The organism is Thalassotalea sediminis, assembly GCF_030295915.1.
Taxonomy (GTDB): domain Bacteria; phylum Pseudomonadota; class Gammaproteobacteria; order Enterobacterales; family Alteromonadaceae; genus Thalassotalea_C; species Thalassotalea_C sediminis.
Genome location: NZ_AP027361.1, coordinates 327,301 through 340,261, shown reverse-complemented (window position 1 = coordinate 340,261; position 12,961 = coordinate 327,301). Strand labels below are relative to the sequence as shown.

Below are 12,961 nucleotides of genomic sequence, written 5' to 3'. Positions count from 1 at the left end.
AATACCCACTAACGACGTCATACTAATGAGAAGCGAAAAAGGAGAGTGTCGTTGAACAACAAAAACCATCAAGCCGCCATCGCCAAATTGGCACAACAACATGGACGCATGGTGTTTCATACAACTTATCGCTTACTGGGCAACAGCCACTCAGCTGAAGATGTTACTCAGGAAGTGTTTATTAAGTTGTTTAAGAAATCAACCAATGCATTCAACAGCATAAAAAACTGGCCGGCCTACCTAAAAACGATGGCCTCATCAGCCGCGATAGATCAGCTGAGACGCCAACAAAGGCAGGCTGAAGAGTCTATGGAAGATTCCTTAAACGAAGACATTCAGTCTGTTGAGAAAGCTCAACGTAATACAGATCCCTATCGCGAAATTGCTTTATCTAGAGATATTGAAAACTTTAGAAGTGCTTTAGCTGAATTGGCCACACAAGATGCTCATGTGTTTTGTCTAAGACACTTAGAAGAGTTTTCCTATCAAGAAATTGCCAAACAATTAGGAATTTCAACCAGCCTAGTTGGCGTCACTTTGCATCGCGCTCAACAAAAAATCTCACAACTCGTGGGAGAGTCACAATTTTTAGGAGCAGGCTATGAAATCACAGGATAAATTAACCCCAGAATTAGAACATTACATTGCTTCAATCAAAGCAAGTTCACCTTCTTCATCTGAAGATGAAAGTATGCAGGTAAACTTAGAAGCTGCCATAGAAAAAAAGGGTAAGATCATGGCGAGTGATAAAGCAAAGCCAATGATAAAAAGTAATGTATTAACCAAGCTTAAACAAAAGTTATCACAAATATCGCTTATTCCACTCAGTGGTGCTGTCGCTACAGTAACATTAACAATTTTCGCGCTAATGCTATTAAGCGGGCCACCAAGTGTAGCATTTGCCTCAGTTGTTCAACAATTAGAGAAAATTACCAGTATGCGCTTTGTTTCCGAAATGAAATCATTTGATACCGTATTCTCTCGACTTAAAGTTTACTATCGTGAGCCCGGTTTAGTGCGTATTGAAAACGTTCCGCTCGTTGAAGGTGGTGAGAATGCTAGTTCCATTAATGTTATCAATGCTAACGAAGGTAAGGGCGTTATCTTTTTCCCTGGACCGAAATTTGCCACGCCATTTAATTTTGCTCCTGAACAAACCGAAGGCTCTCCTAAAGAAGATCCTCTGTACTGGTTTACTGCGATAAAACAATACAAAGGTGATGTCATGGAACTCGGTGAACAACTAATAAATAACAAAACAGCCACTGGCTTAAGGTTCACTCAATCAGGCACGCAAGTTACGTTATGGATTGATCCAAATACCCAGTTACCGATAAAAATTATTGTTAATACCGCGATGGAAAATAATTCAGCGGCTTTTCAAATGGAAGCAGATGTAGAGTTTAATATTGCACTCGATGATGATTTATTTTCATTGGAGATTGATGAAAACTACATGCAAATGCAACGCGAAGATAAGTAGCAGTTCACATTGCACTCTGTAAACAAGTCAATAATGTTTACAGAGTGCTTTTACCACATTATAAATAGCAAAACCAAAAGATCGCCGCCTACAAAAAAATACGTGATGTTATAAACATTTTCATATTCTTGATAAAACATATTTAGCTAACGCTAAGCTAGAAGTTAGCCCTGGAGAGTCAATTCCAAATAAGTTTATTAAACCTGAATAACCATGCTCTGTTTCTGATTGTACAAGAAAATCTTTAAAGCCCTCTTGCTCTGATTGTAGCTTTGGCCGAATACCGGCATAAGACGGTTGTAACTTATGTTTGATTACAGCAGGAAAGTATCCCTTGATCGCCTGATAAAACTTGTCCTGTAACGTCAGTGAAATGTCATAACTTAATGTTGTTATATATTCAGTATCAGGGCCAAACTTCAATTGCCCCGCCGTATCTAATGATGCGTGAATACCTAAACCATGCTGTTGTGGCACGGGATAAATTAATCGTGAAAAAGGGCTTTACCACTGTAGCTAAAGTAGTGACCTCGACACCAATGTATTTTTGGAATGTTATTTACTGGAAATTGATCAATTTTTTTAGCGACATCACACGCCTGTAATCCAGCACTATTAATTAAAATATTTGATTGAATAGTCATGCGTTCACCGACACTATTCAGGGTAATTTGATAGGCTTTATGTACCATATTTACCGCTAATAATGTTGTTTGTGCAACGTAAATACCGCCTCTTTTTTCAAAATCAAATAGTAAACTTGCCATCAATTGATGTGAATCTACAATGCCTGTTGAAGGCGAAATTAAGGCACTACTAGCTGATACTTGCGGCTCCAATTGTTGAGCCTGCCGCTTAGATAACCAGGTCAAATCTTTAACGTAATTCTTTTCCGCTTGTTGCGCCAATAACTCAAGCGCGTCTTCTTCCTGATTACCATTGGCGACTATCAATTTACCTATGCGCCGCACTGGCACACAAGACTCTCGGCAATATTGGTAAAGCAAATGCTTCCCTTCCACACATAACTTTGCCTTCAAACTATCTTCGGGATAATAAATACCAGCATGTATTACTTCACTATTTCTACTGCTTGTCTCTTCACCAAACGTACTATTCTTCTCAATAAGTAATACATGTGAAAACTGCTCACTTAGTTCCCGAGCAATCGCTAAACCGACAACGCCAGCACCTATAACAACCGCATCAAATTTTTCCATTGACCCTTCTAACGCTAAATCGCTTCATTACTTTATCTTAGGTTATGATAAGATCTTGAGCTAATTAAATGAATAATTTCTACCGATGTAGTTAATATGCTACATCTAATATTATATTGAAATTTAACGGAAAATATTATGTATAAGTTACTATTACTGCTTGTATTAGTTTTGTTTAGTCATTCAAGCTTTGCGTTAGGGAAGCTAGGCCACAAAGTCGTTTGCCAACTAGCATTTGATCAACTTTCTTTAAAAAAGCAACAAACGGTTACTGATTTATTAGCACTTATCCCTGAAAATGATCGCCACGCAATTAATCAATATTTGCGTGCTAAAGTGTCTACGCCTATTACCTTTGCCAAAGCGTGCACTTGGGCAGATGCGATTAAAAGAGAGCCAGAATATAAGCAATTTAAAACATGGCACTATATTAATGTAGCGAGAAACACAACCCAGCTCACTGACACTAGCTGCAAGAAAAACTGTATTACACAAGCCATAGCATTTCATCGTGATCAATTAGAAAAAGCAGCAAACGATAACGAAAAAGCAAAAGCTCTAATGTTTTTAGGTCATTGGGTTGGCGACATACACCAACCTTTTCATGTGAGTTTTGCGAGTGATCTTGGCGGCAACCGTATAAACGTTACCCCCTTTAAAGGCAGGTGTAGCAATATACACTGGTATTGGGACGAATGTCTTCTGTATCCAGAACCGCGTGTAAAAGAAAACTTAACACAATACTGGTATAGCAGACTTAGCGGCATGTTAACGAAAGCCAATCGTAACCTTTGGTTGACCTCGGATACCATCGACTGGGCGAATGAATCACTCGCTATAGTAACCGATAAAGAAACTGGCTATTGCCAATACAGTAATTCAGTATGTGAAAAAGGTAATATCACTCCTTATGTGATTGATAAAACCTATCATCAAAACCAACAACAGCTTTTAGCTACTCGCATGGCACAAGCTTCTATCCGTTTAGCGAAGATTATAGAGCAAAGCTTATAAGGTAAAAAGTAGTTGATTTTTTAATCACTTTAAACATACTAGATCGACTAATTTTTAAACAATATGTCATAGGGACGTTGCCATGTTAACAAAACTAGAGCAAAGCAAATCGCGGTGGGGAGGCCAAAACCAAGTAGTGGATGATTGGTTACAAGAACGACAAGCCGTACTTGTTGCTTACTGTGATTTGATCGGGTTATATCCGATAGAGAGCAGCGACAAATCACTTCCAAACGCTCGCCATATTCAACGCTTTTGTCAACGATTAATGGACTATATTTCAGCAAGTCATTTTGAAATATTTCATGATGTTATAGAGCAGTGTCAAGAGAAAGGTCCAGAAGATAAGCGTAATGCCGAAAAGATTTTTCCCTTATTAAATCACTCTACAGATCTTGCTTTAACGTTTAACGATAAATTTGCCGAAGTTAATACAACTGATTTACCTGAAAACTTTGATATACAACTTGCGTCATTAGGCAGAGCATTAGAAGAACGGTTTAATCACGAAGACCAATTACTCGCTATGCTATACAGGTACTAACTTTTATTTGTACTTTACAAATAAAAAAAGCTTGAGCATTAAGCTCAAGCTTTTCCATGATTATTCATTCGTTTAAGTACTTAATTAATGCGCGTGTCCGTCTTCGCTTTCCGCCTTAGTCGCTTTTTCTGCAGCTGCTTCTTCAGCTGTTTTAAAGTCAATTAACTCTACAACGAAGTTTAAGACTGCATTAGCTGGAATTTGCGGTGGTCGACCTGAAGGGCCATATGCCAAATCACTTGGAATAGTAAAGTTATACTTAGCGCCTTTTGACATTAATTGAACACCTTCTGTCCAACCTGGAATAACGCCATTTAATGGAAACTCAATTGGCTCATTACGCTTGTATGAACTATCAAACTCTGTACCGTCCATTAATGTACCTTGGTAATGTACTTTTACGATATCAGTCGCTGTTGGCTTTTCACCTTCACCCGCTTCAACAACTTGATATTGCAAGCCAGACTCAGTAACGACAACACCGTCTTTCTTGGCATTTTCAGCTAAATATGCCTGTCCCTTTTCTAATGCTTCGCTTGCTTCTTTTGCCGCCACTGCTTGTTGTTTTTCACGCATTGATTTTTCTAAGTTCATCATCAGTGCTTGAACTTCTTCTTTTTCAATCACTGCTTTACCTTCAAGGCTATCTTTAATACCACGTAAAATAAGTGCTTGGTCTAATGATAAACCCAACGTCTCTTGTTGTTCTAAATTGCGTTGTGTGAACATACCAATTGACGCACCTAGCGCATAAGCTTGCTTTTGCACTTCTGTATCCAGTACAGGCGCTTCTTCTTTTTTAGTTTCTTGTTGACACCCTACCACTGAAATTAACGCCAGTGCTACGACTGTAGGTTTAAATAGTTTCATTAAATTCTCCGTTGATGCGGTCAAAACTTAAAATGAACCGCCATTATCGCTGTGAAATACACATGCGTTAAAAAAGAACATATACTAACGATAAATGCAGGTAGAAAAAAGACCTTAATGAATAAAGCCAATTTAACAATGCTGTACATGCTGATTTTCGTACTTTGCTTAGTAGGATGCCAACCTGTCAGCAATAAACCAATACAACGGTGGCAACACGCAGCAAATGGCGCCTATGCTGCCAATATCTCTGACGATGCAACCTTAAGTGTTGTAAGCTCAGTACATCATGGCATTAGTTTATGGGATCTAAAAGAAAACGCATTAATCTTTCATTGGTCACAGCAACAAGATTCAGCCGACAACCTTGTGTTAGCGGCAGATATAGCACATGACAATAGCCATGTATTGACGGCAAGTAGACAAAACTTTTCTTTATGGGATGTTAAATCTGGTGAATCAAAAGGCTATTGGCAAATAGATGGTTCAACGATTCGAGATGTGGCGTTATCAAATAATGGTAAATATATATTGATCGGAAAAAGTGACGGAAAGGTTGTTCACTTTACACCTGACAATGGTCGCCGCATTGAATTTCTTGGCCACCAAGAAAAAATAAATACGGTTGATATGCTTCCTAACGGTAGAATTGCATTATCCGGCTCAAACGACTTTGTCGCTTACGTCTGGGACACCCAAACAGGCCAAGTTATTTATCGATTCAATCACCCGAGCCGAGTCACCATGGTCGCACTGGATCCTTATGGGCGTTATGCTTTTACCGCAGATAGTAAAAAGTCAGCAAACATCTGGGATTTAAAAACGGGAAAACGCATTAGTCAGCTGCAATATGCTAATCGACAAGAAGTTTTTAGCTCCGTGCAATTCTCAAAAAATGGTGAGCTACTTGCTACTGGTGCCCCCTCAAGAAAAGTCAGTGTCTGGCAAATAAGTAATGGTAAACGTATTGATAGTTGGCGCGTAACACCAAAAGAAGGTATTCACCCTGCGAGTGCTGTCGTGTATAGTGTTGCTTTTAGCGATAATAACCACATTATTACCGAATCATCTTCAGGATATGCAGAATTATGGCAAGCCCAGTAGCAGAAGATACAATCCAGCAACTTGAACAAAGTATAGAATCACTTGAAACGCGAAATGCCTTCCAAGACGATGTTATTGAACAACTAAGTCATGAACTCACTGTACATCAGGAAGAAATTGCTGCATTGAAAGAACAAATGAGATTGTTAGTACAACGTATCAAAAACCAACAAGCTCCCAACTTAATGCAACAGGAAGACGAGCCACCACCGCCACATTACTAAGGCTTAAATACGCCGATCACTTGTTCATTACTTCTAACATCTTTTTCAACGTGATCTTCAGGTTGACTCATTTGGTAGCCACATTTGACGCAAGACACTTTTTCTACGTCATGTTCTTTAAACAAAGCCATAGTGTCGATTGCTTGGCACTTAGGGCATGTTGCCCCAGCAATAAATCGTTTTTTACTCATTTGACTTTTCTATTCGCTTTTACGGTAAATTAGTCATATTTTACCTTGAATTGCACATCAAGGAAAAGCGACAATACGTTCGATATTTTTTTATTAGGTTTTATCATGATCACAGCTGTAGATTTAAGCTTACACCGCGGTGTTAAAAGTTTAATTGAATCATCAAGTTTTACTATTCACCCTAATCATAAAGTAGGTTTGGTTGGCGCAAACGGCTGTGGAAAATCTTCATTGTTTTCTGCTTTTCTTGGTCAGCTTTCTCCCGATGGTGGAGATTTATCTGTGCCAAAACAATGGAAAATAGCAACCGTTAAACAGGAAACTCCTGCCTTAGATTGCTCAGCATTAGAGTATGTTATTGACGGTGATACTGAATTTAGAGCATTGGAAGCCGAACTTAGCACCGCAAGAGCGCAAAACGATGGTAATAAAGAAGCGACTGTTATTAATCACATTGATAGTATTGGTGGCTATAGTTTACCAGCACGAGCAGGTGAATTACTTCATGGTTTAGGCTTTTTACCGCAACAACTTTCACTACCGGTCAAGGAATTTTCAGGTGGTTGGAGAATGCGCTTGAACCTAGCGCAAGCACTTATAAGTCGTTGTGATCTTTTGTTACTCGATGAACCAACCAACCATTTAGATTTAGATGCTGTTATTTGGCTTCAAAACTGGCTCAAACGTTTTGACGGTACATTGATTCTCATTTCGCATGACCGAGATTTTTTAGATGACGTTATTGGGCAAATTCTTCACATTGATCGCCAAAAAGCCAAGTTATATTCTGGCAATTACAGTGCCTTTGAACGTCAACGTGCGGAACAGCTTGCCCAACAAGACGCGCAATTCCAAAAACAACAAAAAGAAGTGCAACACTTAACCGCTTTTGTTGACCGATTCCGTGCGAAAGCAAGTAAAGCTAAACAAGCACAAAGTCGCTTAAAACGACTACAAAAGTTACCTGATCTTGCACCTGCGCATGTTGACACCCCCTTTAGCTTTTCCTTTGAAAAACCTGACTATATGCCCTATCCATTGTTATCGATTGAAAAGGCAGCTTGTGGCTACGACCAAGATACCATTATTTTAAACAACACGAATATATCGTTAGTTCCTGGCAGTAGAATTGGATTATTAGGGAGAAACGGGGCAGGTAAATCGACATTAATAAAGTCTCTAGCGGGCGATATTTCATTAATTAGTGGCGAGCGTTACCGTGCACAAGAATTACGTATTGGCTATTTCTCTCAGCATCAGCTTGAGCAGTTACATATGGCGTCTACAGCAATCGAGCATATTCTTCGCGCTAAACCCGAAATGACAGATCTAGAAGCACGTAATTATTTAGGACGTTTTGGCTTTAGTGGTGATCAAGCATTAGCAGTGATAAATACAATGTCTGGTGGTGAGAAAGCAAGGCTAGTACTTGCGCTTATTGTTCTGGAAAAGCCACAACTCCTTTTACTTGATGAACCCACAAACCATTTAGACTTAGAAATGCGCCAAGCCCTTGTATTGGCTTTACAAGATTTTAATGGCGCTATCATATTAATTGCCCATGACCGGTATCTGTTAGAGTCATGCGTAGATGAGTTTTATTTGGTTGCTGACGGCAGTGTTACTGAGTTTTCGGGTGATATTGACGACTATCAACAATGGCTGAATAACGACAAAAAAGAAAGTACTAAAACAACAAAAAATGACGTTACAATAGATAAAAAGCAACAAAGACAGCAACAAGCTGAGTTGAGAAAACAAGCCGCACCGCTAAAAAAGCAGGCACAGAAACTTGAAAAAACCCTCAATCAAACACAAGAAAAACTCGACAACGTTGAAAAAATTCTTGGTGACAACGACATTTACCAACCTGAAAATAAACAAAAACTCACTGAGCTGTTGAAAGAACAAAGCCAATTAAAGGCAGAAATCGAGTCATTTGAATCAGAATGGTTAATGTTAGAAGAAGAAATTGAAAAAATTATGACTGAGCAGTAAGTCAACTTCATAATACATTGCTACAATAAAAGGAGATGACGACTAATGAAAGGGTGTTCTATGAAAAAAATTATGTCATTAACTGCGTTTATTGCACTTACTTGTGCAACGAACTTCAATGCCGTATCCGCTGATTTAGATCTTGGAATTTACGAACTAAATCGTGGTGAATTTAAACGCGCAATTGAAGAGTTTGAACCACTTGTTACTGAAGGCTATGCGCCTGCACAATATCAAATGGCATTGATATATCAAAATGGCTGGGGAGCACCAAAAAGCAAAACTAAAGCATTTGAATTAATGACAATGGCAGCTGAACAAAACTTTTCGGATGCACTTTTTTCATTGTCTGTTATGTACAGCGAAGGTGAAGTAGTAGAAAAAGATTTGAAAAAGGCATTCCAACTCATGGAAAAAGCCGCTAAAAAAGGGATGGCAAGTGCACAATTTAATGTTGGTGTAATGTATGCTAATGGCGAAGGTACGCACAGAGATTACTATAAAGCAGCCCGTTGGTATGAAAAATCAGCAAGACAAAATTATGCACTAGCACAATTTAATTTGGCCGGTTTATATTTTGAAGGCAATGGCGTAGAAAAAAGCCTAGAACAATCGTATCTATGGAATTACATCGCCTCTAAAAGCGGTTATGTTCCTGCTCAGAAAAGCCGTGATATGGATGAACATAAACTCAGCGTAAAACAAATTCAAGATACCAGAGAGCAAGCTGAAGCGTTATATACTAACCTTTTAGAACAACAAGAGTTGAAAGTAAAAACAAGAGCAGCAAGCGAAAACCTTTTTAAATAAGCGTGATTATATGCTTTATTTAAAAGCATTAATTTAACACATTACACGACTTATCAATAATCATGTTATTGATAAGTCGTGCTCACCATAATATTGATCTACATCATAACTTGAAAAGCTAACCCAATTTACAATGTCTTCATCGTAACAATTTACAATGAGCTAAAGGGGTAAGTTATGGACCTATTAAACATGTTACTAAACGATCCTGTGGTATATATTTCAATCATTGGCTTGAGTGTTGTCTTAGGTATTTGTGGTTACTACGTTTACTTTTTTATCAAGAACATTGAAGAAAACAACTAAAGCGCGATAACTTGACCGTTAATTAAGGGAATTTATAGGTAAATTCATCCTACATTTTTCCTTCAGTTACAGACAGTTTTTTGTTCATAAAACAAGCAAAATCACGGCATCTTTGCTATACTCAGTCGATATAATTGTGGTGAGTAAAGCTTAGTCTAAAAGGTGATTGTGATGGAACTATCAATTAACAGTACCTCGTCGTCATTGAGTGTTATTGATCGTAAACAGAAAGAACGCGAAGAAAAAGACGAACAGCTAGCCTCAGGAAAGCGTATTAATAGCGCTGCTGATGATGCCGCAGGGTTACAAATTAGCAGCCGTTTAACGTCTCAAGTAAATGATGCACAACAGCGCAGCATCAATACGCAAGATCAAGCCAATATCAATAATGTTCAAGCGGGCCAACTTTCGTCTATTTCTGAAAGTTTACAACGGGCGAATGTATTATCGATTCAATCAAGTAATCCGTTAGCAGACAGTAATGCTATTCAAAGTGAACTAGACCAACTTACAGAGCAAATTAATACCATTGCCACTGAAGCACTTGGTAACAGTAGTTTTGTGTCAGGATTAAACGCCAGCGACCCACAAACGACACAGCAAGCAATAGAAACAGCGTTAACAACCGTTACTGAAAATACAGCATCACTCGGTGCAGAAAACAATGCGTTATCAAATCAAGCCGCTACCTACGAGACAACACGTGTCAACGTCAGTGCTGCAAGGTCACGTATAGAAGATACTGATTACGGGCAAACAACGAGTGAACAACAGCAAGCCAATACACTATTGCAAGCAGCTGTAATTAATAAAAAAGATGAAGACGCACAGAAAGGCTTATTAATAAATCAATTGGTGTAATAGCGCGAAGCAAGATAAACTCTTATCATTTTTAATGATTCAATAACTTTATGATTATACCGCTAGACGCCGTCGATACTGAAACCCTTCATAACATTATAGAAGCATTCATACTACGTGAAGGAACAGACTATGGTGAGCAGGAAGCAACAATGTTAGAAAAAATAGCCATGGTAAAATTGCAGCTACAGCAAGGCAAAGCCGTTTTGGTGTACTCTGAGCTACACCAAAACGTTAACATATTACCCGCAAAGCAGTTTAATCAAGCTGCAGCAACCCCAGAAGACTACTGAGTAAAACTCAAGGTAAACGTAACAGGTACCGTATGACTAATACTGGGTAACCCAGCCAATTTTTGTAACTGATTAATACCCTTCACTAAATCAAAGTCTTTTGCTTTAACAAGTAGTGGCGCAGCACTTGTTACCAAAATTTTATCTTTCGATAAGCGACTTACATTTACCGACAATTCTACAGATTGCGTATTACCATGTAATGCTATTTCTCCTTTTAATAGCTGAGTCTTAATTTCGCCTTGCTTAAGATTGTTGAGTATTTTTGGTGAGATACTCGCGGCAAATGTCGCGTTTGGAAAAAGCGTAGTCGCAAATAAATGCTCTTGCATGCGCTGATCTCGAATAGCAATATTGGTATTAACACTTGCTAAATCAATTGAGAGCATTACTTTGCCATCATCAGCAATGGTTGCATTGAACGATTCAAAGGTGTGGTTTTCTGCAACATGCTCCTTTTTAAACGTTGTAAAGTTTAACGATGAATCTTCAGAAACTAATTGCCAATCAGCCAAGGCAGGTAATGTCATTAAACCAAGAAGTGCTGCGATTGTTTTTTTCATGTTTGAATTCCTTTATTAATAATTTAGCGACGTGCTTGATGTGGAATAATCACCTCTTTCCATGGAATATCTTGCACACCGAGTGAAATAAAATCAGGATTTAATAAACTTTCACGCATATTATATGACAACGCGCCAAATTCACTATTAAGAATAATGCCTCCTGCTTGCTCTAAAATACATTGGCTTGCACCTGTATCCCACTCTCCTGTTGGACCAACACGCAAGTAACAGTCAGCTCCCCCTTCAGCAATTAAACAATTTTTCAAAGAACAACTGCCCAAAGCAATATGTTCATATTGAAAATCACTATTAAGGTATTGCCCCATCAAACCTAACTCTTGTCGGCGACTAATAGCAACTTTGATTTTTCGTTGCCCATCATAAGCGGCAACCCTTATTCTATCTGTGCCTCGTATGTGCTCTTTAAAAGCTCCTGCTCCTTTTTGAGCAAAATAGGTAATACGATGTTCAGGCGCATGAATGACGCCGATAACTGGCCAACCATTCTCAACTAGTGCAATATTTACTGCAAAATCACCGCTACCAATAATAAACTCCCCTGTGCCGTCAATGGGATCTAATAACCAATAGCGAGACCAAGTTTTACGCTGCGCTAAAGGCACCGCACCTACTTCTTCTGAAATAATAGGGATATTTGGCGTCAATCGAGAAAGCTCAGCCATCAAAATATCATTCGCAGCAATATCAGCGCTAGTAACAGGACTGTTGTCATCTTTAATCTCAGCCGTATAATCGCCTCTATTATAATATTTCAGTACTTCTTGCCCTGCTTTTTTACTGCTTTCTATCGCAATAGTTAACAGCGATGCTAAATTCATTTACGAGTCCTTAGTTGATCAACAACCAACATTAATGCGGCAATACTTCGAGCTTCATTGAAATCACTTCGTGAAAGTAATTGTGCATAATTTTGGATAGGCCAATACACTAATTCCATAGGCTCTGGCTCATCGCCTGGCAACTTCTCGGGATATAGATCTCTTGCAGTAAAAATTTCCATGTCTCCTGCAAAGAAAGCAGGTGCCATTGCCACCTTGTGTAAAGCGTTAAGTTCATTAGCACCAAAGCCAACTTCTTCTTTCAATTCTCGATTTGCGGCTTCAATTGCCTTTTCACCTGGATCAATAAGTCCCTTAGGAAACCCTAATTCGTAGCTATGTGTGCCAGCACAATACTCTTTTACTAATATCAATTGGTCATCTGTTGTCATGGGCACAATCATAACTGCACCACGACCTGAGCCTTCCATTCGTTCATACACCCGTTCAGCACCGTTACTGAAAGTAAGTGCTAACTGTTCAATTGAAAAAAGCATGCTTTTCGCAATTGACGTACGCTTATTAATTTTAGGCAGCTGCTTATTATTTGACATTATCACCACGTGTTGCCGTATTAATTTGGCAATGACCATGTAAGATTCGATATACTCCCTATGATAAAGTTTTAACAGGAAAAA

Annotated in this window: 18 protein-coding genes; 11 read left to right on the top strand and 7 right to left on the bottom strand. The window is 38.7% G+C overall.

Annotated features, from left to right (window positions below):
* The first annotated feature begins 51 nt into the window (after nucleotides 1–51).
* Together QUE09_RS01555 and QUE09_RS01550 are read left to right on the top strand one after the other, a co-directional pair.
* A complete protein-coding gene (locus QUE09_RS01555; protein WP_286234447.1) occupies nucleotides 52–618 on the top strand; it encodes an RNA polymerase sigma factor in 567 nt (188 codons plus the stop codon).
* The gene (locus tag QUE09_RS01550; protein WP_286234446.1) at nucleotides 602–1,483 is read left to right on the top strand and encodes a DUF2092 domain-containing protein; all 882 of its coding nucleotides are present in this window, start codon (nucleotides 602–604) and stop codon (nucleotides 1,481–1,483) included. Before QUE09_RS01555 ends, QUE09_RS01550 begins: the two co-directional genes overlap by 17 nt.
* Before the next feature lie 120 nt (nucleotides 1,484–1,603).
* On the opposite strand, the gene QUE09_RS17580 is transcribed toward QUE09_RS01550, so the two are convergent.
* Both QUE09_RS17580 and QUE09_RS01545 read right to left on the bottom strand, forming a co-directional pair.
* Nucleotides 1,604–1,960, bottom strand: coding sequence for an FAD-dependent oxidoreductase (locus tag QUE09_RS17580; RefSeq protein ID WP_350226387.1), 357 nt, complete (start codon nucleotides 1,958–1,960; stop codon nucleotides 1,604–1,606).
* 8 nt (nucleotides 1,961–1,968) lie between these two features.
* A complete protein-coding gene (locus tag QUE09_RS01545; protein ID WP_350226386.1) occupies nucleotides 1,969–2,703 on the bottom strand; it encodes an NAD(P)/FAD-dependent oxidoreductase in 735 nt (244 codons plus the stop codon).
* Between the two features lie 138 nt (nucleotides 2,704–2,841).
* Between QUE09_RS01545 and QUE09_RS01540 the strand changes: the two genes are divergently transcribed.
* Nucleotides 2,842–3,717 carry a S1/P1 nuclease gene (locus QUE09_RS01540; protein WP_286234445.1) on the top strand — a complete coding sequence of 292 codons (876 nt, stop codon included), beginning with the start codon at nucleotides 2,842–2,844 and terminating at the stop codon, nucleotides 3,715–3,717.
* 82 nt (nucleotides 3,718–3,799) lie between these two features.
* Nucleotides 3,800–4,261, top strand: coding sequence for a sigma D regulator (gene rsd / locus QUE09_RS01535; RefSeq protein ID WP_286234444.1), 462 nt, complete (start codon nucleotides 3,800–3,802; stop codon nucleotides 4,259–4,261).
* Between the two features lie 84 nt (nucleotides 4,262–4,345).
* Here the strand turns inward: rsd and fkpA are convergent, their stop codons facing one another.
* Nucleotides 4,346–5,131, bottom strand: a complete 786-nt coding sequence (gene fkpA, locus QUE09_RS01530) for an FKBP-type peptidyl-prolyl cis-trans isomerase (RefSeq protein ID WP_286234443.1) — start codon at nucleotides 5,129–5,131, stop codon at nucleotides 4,346–4,348.
* Between the two features lie 117 nt (nucleotides 5,132–5,248).
* On the opposite strand from fkpA, the gene QUE09_RS01525 reads away from it, so the two are divergent.
* Complete coding sequence (locus QUE09_RS01525) at nucleotides 5,249–6,235, top strand: WD40 repeat domain-containing protein (protein ID WP_286234442.1); 987 nt, start codon at nucleotides 5,249–5,251, stop codon at nucleotides 6,233–6,235.
* Nucleotides 6,220–6,459, top strand: coding sequence for a SlyX family protein (locus QUE09_RS01520; protein WP_286234441.1), 240 nt, complete (start codon nucleotides 6,220–6,222; stop codon nucleotides 6,457–6,459). The genes QUE09_RS01525 and QUE09_RS01520 overlap by 16 nt, the downstream gene beginning before the upstream one ends.
* Here the strand turns inward: QUE09_RS01520 and QUE09_RS01515 are convergent.
* Complete coding sequence (locus QUE09_RS01515) at nucleotides 6,456–6,650, bottom strand: YheV family putative zinc ribbon protein (protein WP_286234440.1); 195 nt, start codon at nucleotides 6,648–6,650, stop codon at nucleotides 6,456–6,458. The two genes, QUE09_RS01520 and QUE09_RS01515, sit on opposite strands and share 4 nt — an antisense overlap.
* A 105-nt stretch (nucleotides 6,651–6,755) precedes the next feature.
* On the opposite strand from QUE09_RS01515, the gene QUE09_RS01510 reads away from it, so the two are divergent.
* The 5 genes from QUE09_RS01510 to QUE09_RS01490 all read left to right on the top strand — a co-directional run bounded on the left by QUE09_RS01510 (nucleotide 6,756) and on the right by QUE09_RS01490 (nucleotide 10,918).
* Nucleotides 6,756–8,648, top strand: coding sequence for an ATP-binding cassette domain-containing protein (locus tag QUE09_RS01510; protein ID WP_286234439.1), 1,893 nt, complete (start codon nucleotides 6,756–6,758; stop codon nucleotides 8,646–8,648).
* Nucleotides 8,649–8,708: 60 nt separating this feature from the next.
* On the top strand, nucleotides 8,709–9,458 hold the full coding sequence (locus QUE09_RS01505) for a tetratricopeptide repeat protein (RefSeq protein ID WP_286234438.1): 750 nt from the start codon (nucleotides 8,709–8,711) through the stop codon (nucleotides 9,456–9,458).
* A gap of 177 nt (nucleotides 9,459–9,635) precedes the next feature.
* Complete coding sequence (locus tag QUE09_RS01500; protein WP_286234437.1) at nucleotides 9,636–9,764, top strand: hypothetical protein; 129 nt, start codon at nucleotides 9,636–9,638, stop codon at nucleotides 9,762–9,764.
* Nucleotides 9,765–9,935: 171 nt separating this feature from the next.
* A complete protein-coding gene (locus QUE09_RS01495; protein WP_286234436.1) occupies nucleotides 9,936–10,625 on the top strand; it encodes a flagellin in 690 nt (229 codons plus the stop codon).
* Between the two features lie 50 nt (nucleotides 10,626–10,675).
* On the top strand, nucleotides 10,676–10,918 hold the full coding sequence (locus tag QUE09_RS01490) for a YheU family protein (RefSeq protein WP_286234435.1): 243 nt from the start codon (nucleotides 10,676–10,678) through the stop codon (nucleotides 10,916–10,918).
* Here the strand turns inward: QUE09_RS01490 and QUE09_RS01485 are convergent.
* From QUE09_RS01485 to nudE, 3 genes are read right to left on the bottom strand one after another with little or no spacing between them, the layout of a single operon-like run.
* Nucleotides 10,912–11,481 carry a YceI family protein gene (locus tag QUE09_RS01485; RefSeq protein ID WP_286234434.1) on the bottom strand — a complete coding sequence of 190 codons (570 nt, stop codon included), beginning with the start codon at nucleotides 11,479–11,481 and terminating at the stop codon, nucleotides 10,912–10,914. The genes QUE09_RS01490 and QUE09_RS01485 overlap by 7 nt on opposite strands.
* A 23-nt stretch (nucleotides 11,482–11,504) precedes the next feature.
* Complete coding sequence (gene cysQ, locus QUE09_RS01480) at nucleotides 11,505–12,323, bottom strand: 3'(2'),5'-bisphosphate nucleotidase CysQ (RefSeq protein ID WP_286234433.1); 819 nt, start codon at nucleotides 12,321–12,323, stop codon at nucleotides 11,505–11,507.
* Entirely contained in the window at nucleotides 12,320–12,877 is a 558-nt protein-coding gene (gene nudE, locus QUE09_RS01475) for an ADP compounds hydrolase NudE (protein WP_286234432.1), read from the bottom strand. The genes cysQ and nudE overlap by 4 nt, the downstream gene beginning before the upstream one ends.
* Nucleotides 12,878–12,961 lie beyond the last annotated feature (84 nt).

What these genes read in the sequence shown, in the direction of transcription:
- QUE09_RS01490 (WP_286234435.1), top strand. Translation starts at nt 10,676, where the DNA reads ATGATTATACCGCTAGACGCCGTCGATACTGAAACCCTTCATAACATT.
- QUE09_RS01505 (WP_286234438.1), top strand. Translation starts at nt 8,709, where the DNA reads ATGAAAAAAATTATGTCATTAACTGCGTTTATTGCACTTACTTGTGCA.
- fkpA (WP_286234443.1), bottom strand. Translation starts at nt 5,131, where the DNA reads ATGAAACTATTTAAACCTACAGTCGTAGCACTGGCGTTAATTTCAGTG.
- QUE09_RS01520 (WP_286234441.1), top strand. Translation starts at nt 6,220, where the DNA reads ATGGCAAGCCCAGTAGCAGAAGATACAATCCAGCAACTTGAACAAAGT.
- QUE09_RS01500 (WP_286234437.1), top strand. Translation starts at nt 9,636, where the DNA reads ATGGACCTATTAAACATGTTACTAAACGATCCTGTGGTATATATTTCA.
- QUE09_RS01515 (WP_286234440.1), bottom strand. Translation starts at nt 6,650, where the DNA reads ATGAGTAAAAAACGATTTATTGCTGGGGCAACATGCCCTAAGTGCCAA.
- QUE09_RS01485 (WP_286234434.1), bottom strand. Translation starts at nt 11,481, where the DNA reads ATGAAAAAAACAATCGCAGCACTTCTTGGTTTAATGACATTACCTGCC.
- QUE09_RS01545 (WP_350226386.1), bottom strand. Translation starts at nt 2,703, where the DNA reads ATGGAAAAATTTGATGCGGTTGTTATAGGTGCTGGCGTTGTCGGTTTA.
- QUE09_RS01510 (WP_286234439.1), top strand. Translation starts at nt 6,756, where the DNA reads ATGATCACAGCTGTAGATTTAAGCTTACACCGCGGTGTTAAAAGTTTA.
- nudE (WP_286234432.1), bottom strand. Translation starts at nt 12,877, where the DNA reads ATGTCAAATAATAAGCAGCTGCCTAAAATTAATAAGCGTACGTCAATT.
- cysQ (WP_286234433.1), bottom strand. Translation starts at nt 12,323, where the DNA reads ATGAATTTAGCATCGCTGTTAACTATTGCGATAGAAAGCAGTAAAAAA.
- QUE09_RS01525 (WP_286234442.1), top strand. Translation starts at nt 5,249, where the DNA reads ATGAATAAAGCCAATTTAACAATGCTGTACATGCTGATTTTCGTACTT.
- QUE09_RS01540 (WP_286234445.1), top strand. Translation starts at nt 2,842, where the DNA reads ATGTATAAGTTACTATTACTGCTTGTATTAGTTTTGTTTAGTCATTCA.
- rsd (WP_286234444.1), top strand. Translation starts at nt 3,800, where the DNA reads ATGTTAACAAAACTAGAGCAAAGCAAATCGCGGTGGGGAGGCCAAAAC.
- QUE09_RS01495 (WP_286234436.1), top strand. Translation starts at nt 9,936, where the DNA reads ATGGAACTATCAATTAACAGTACCTCGTCGTCATTGAGTGTTATTGAT.
- QUE09_RS01550 (WP_286234446.1), top strand. Translation starts at nt 602, where the DNA reads ATGAAATCACAGGATAAATTAACCCCAGAATTAGAACATTACATTGCT.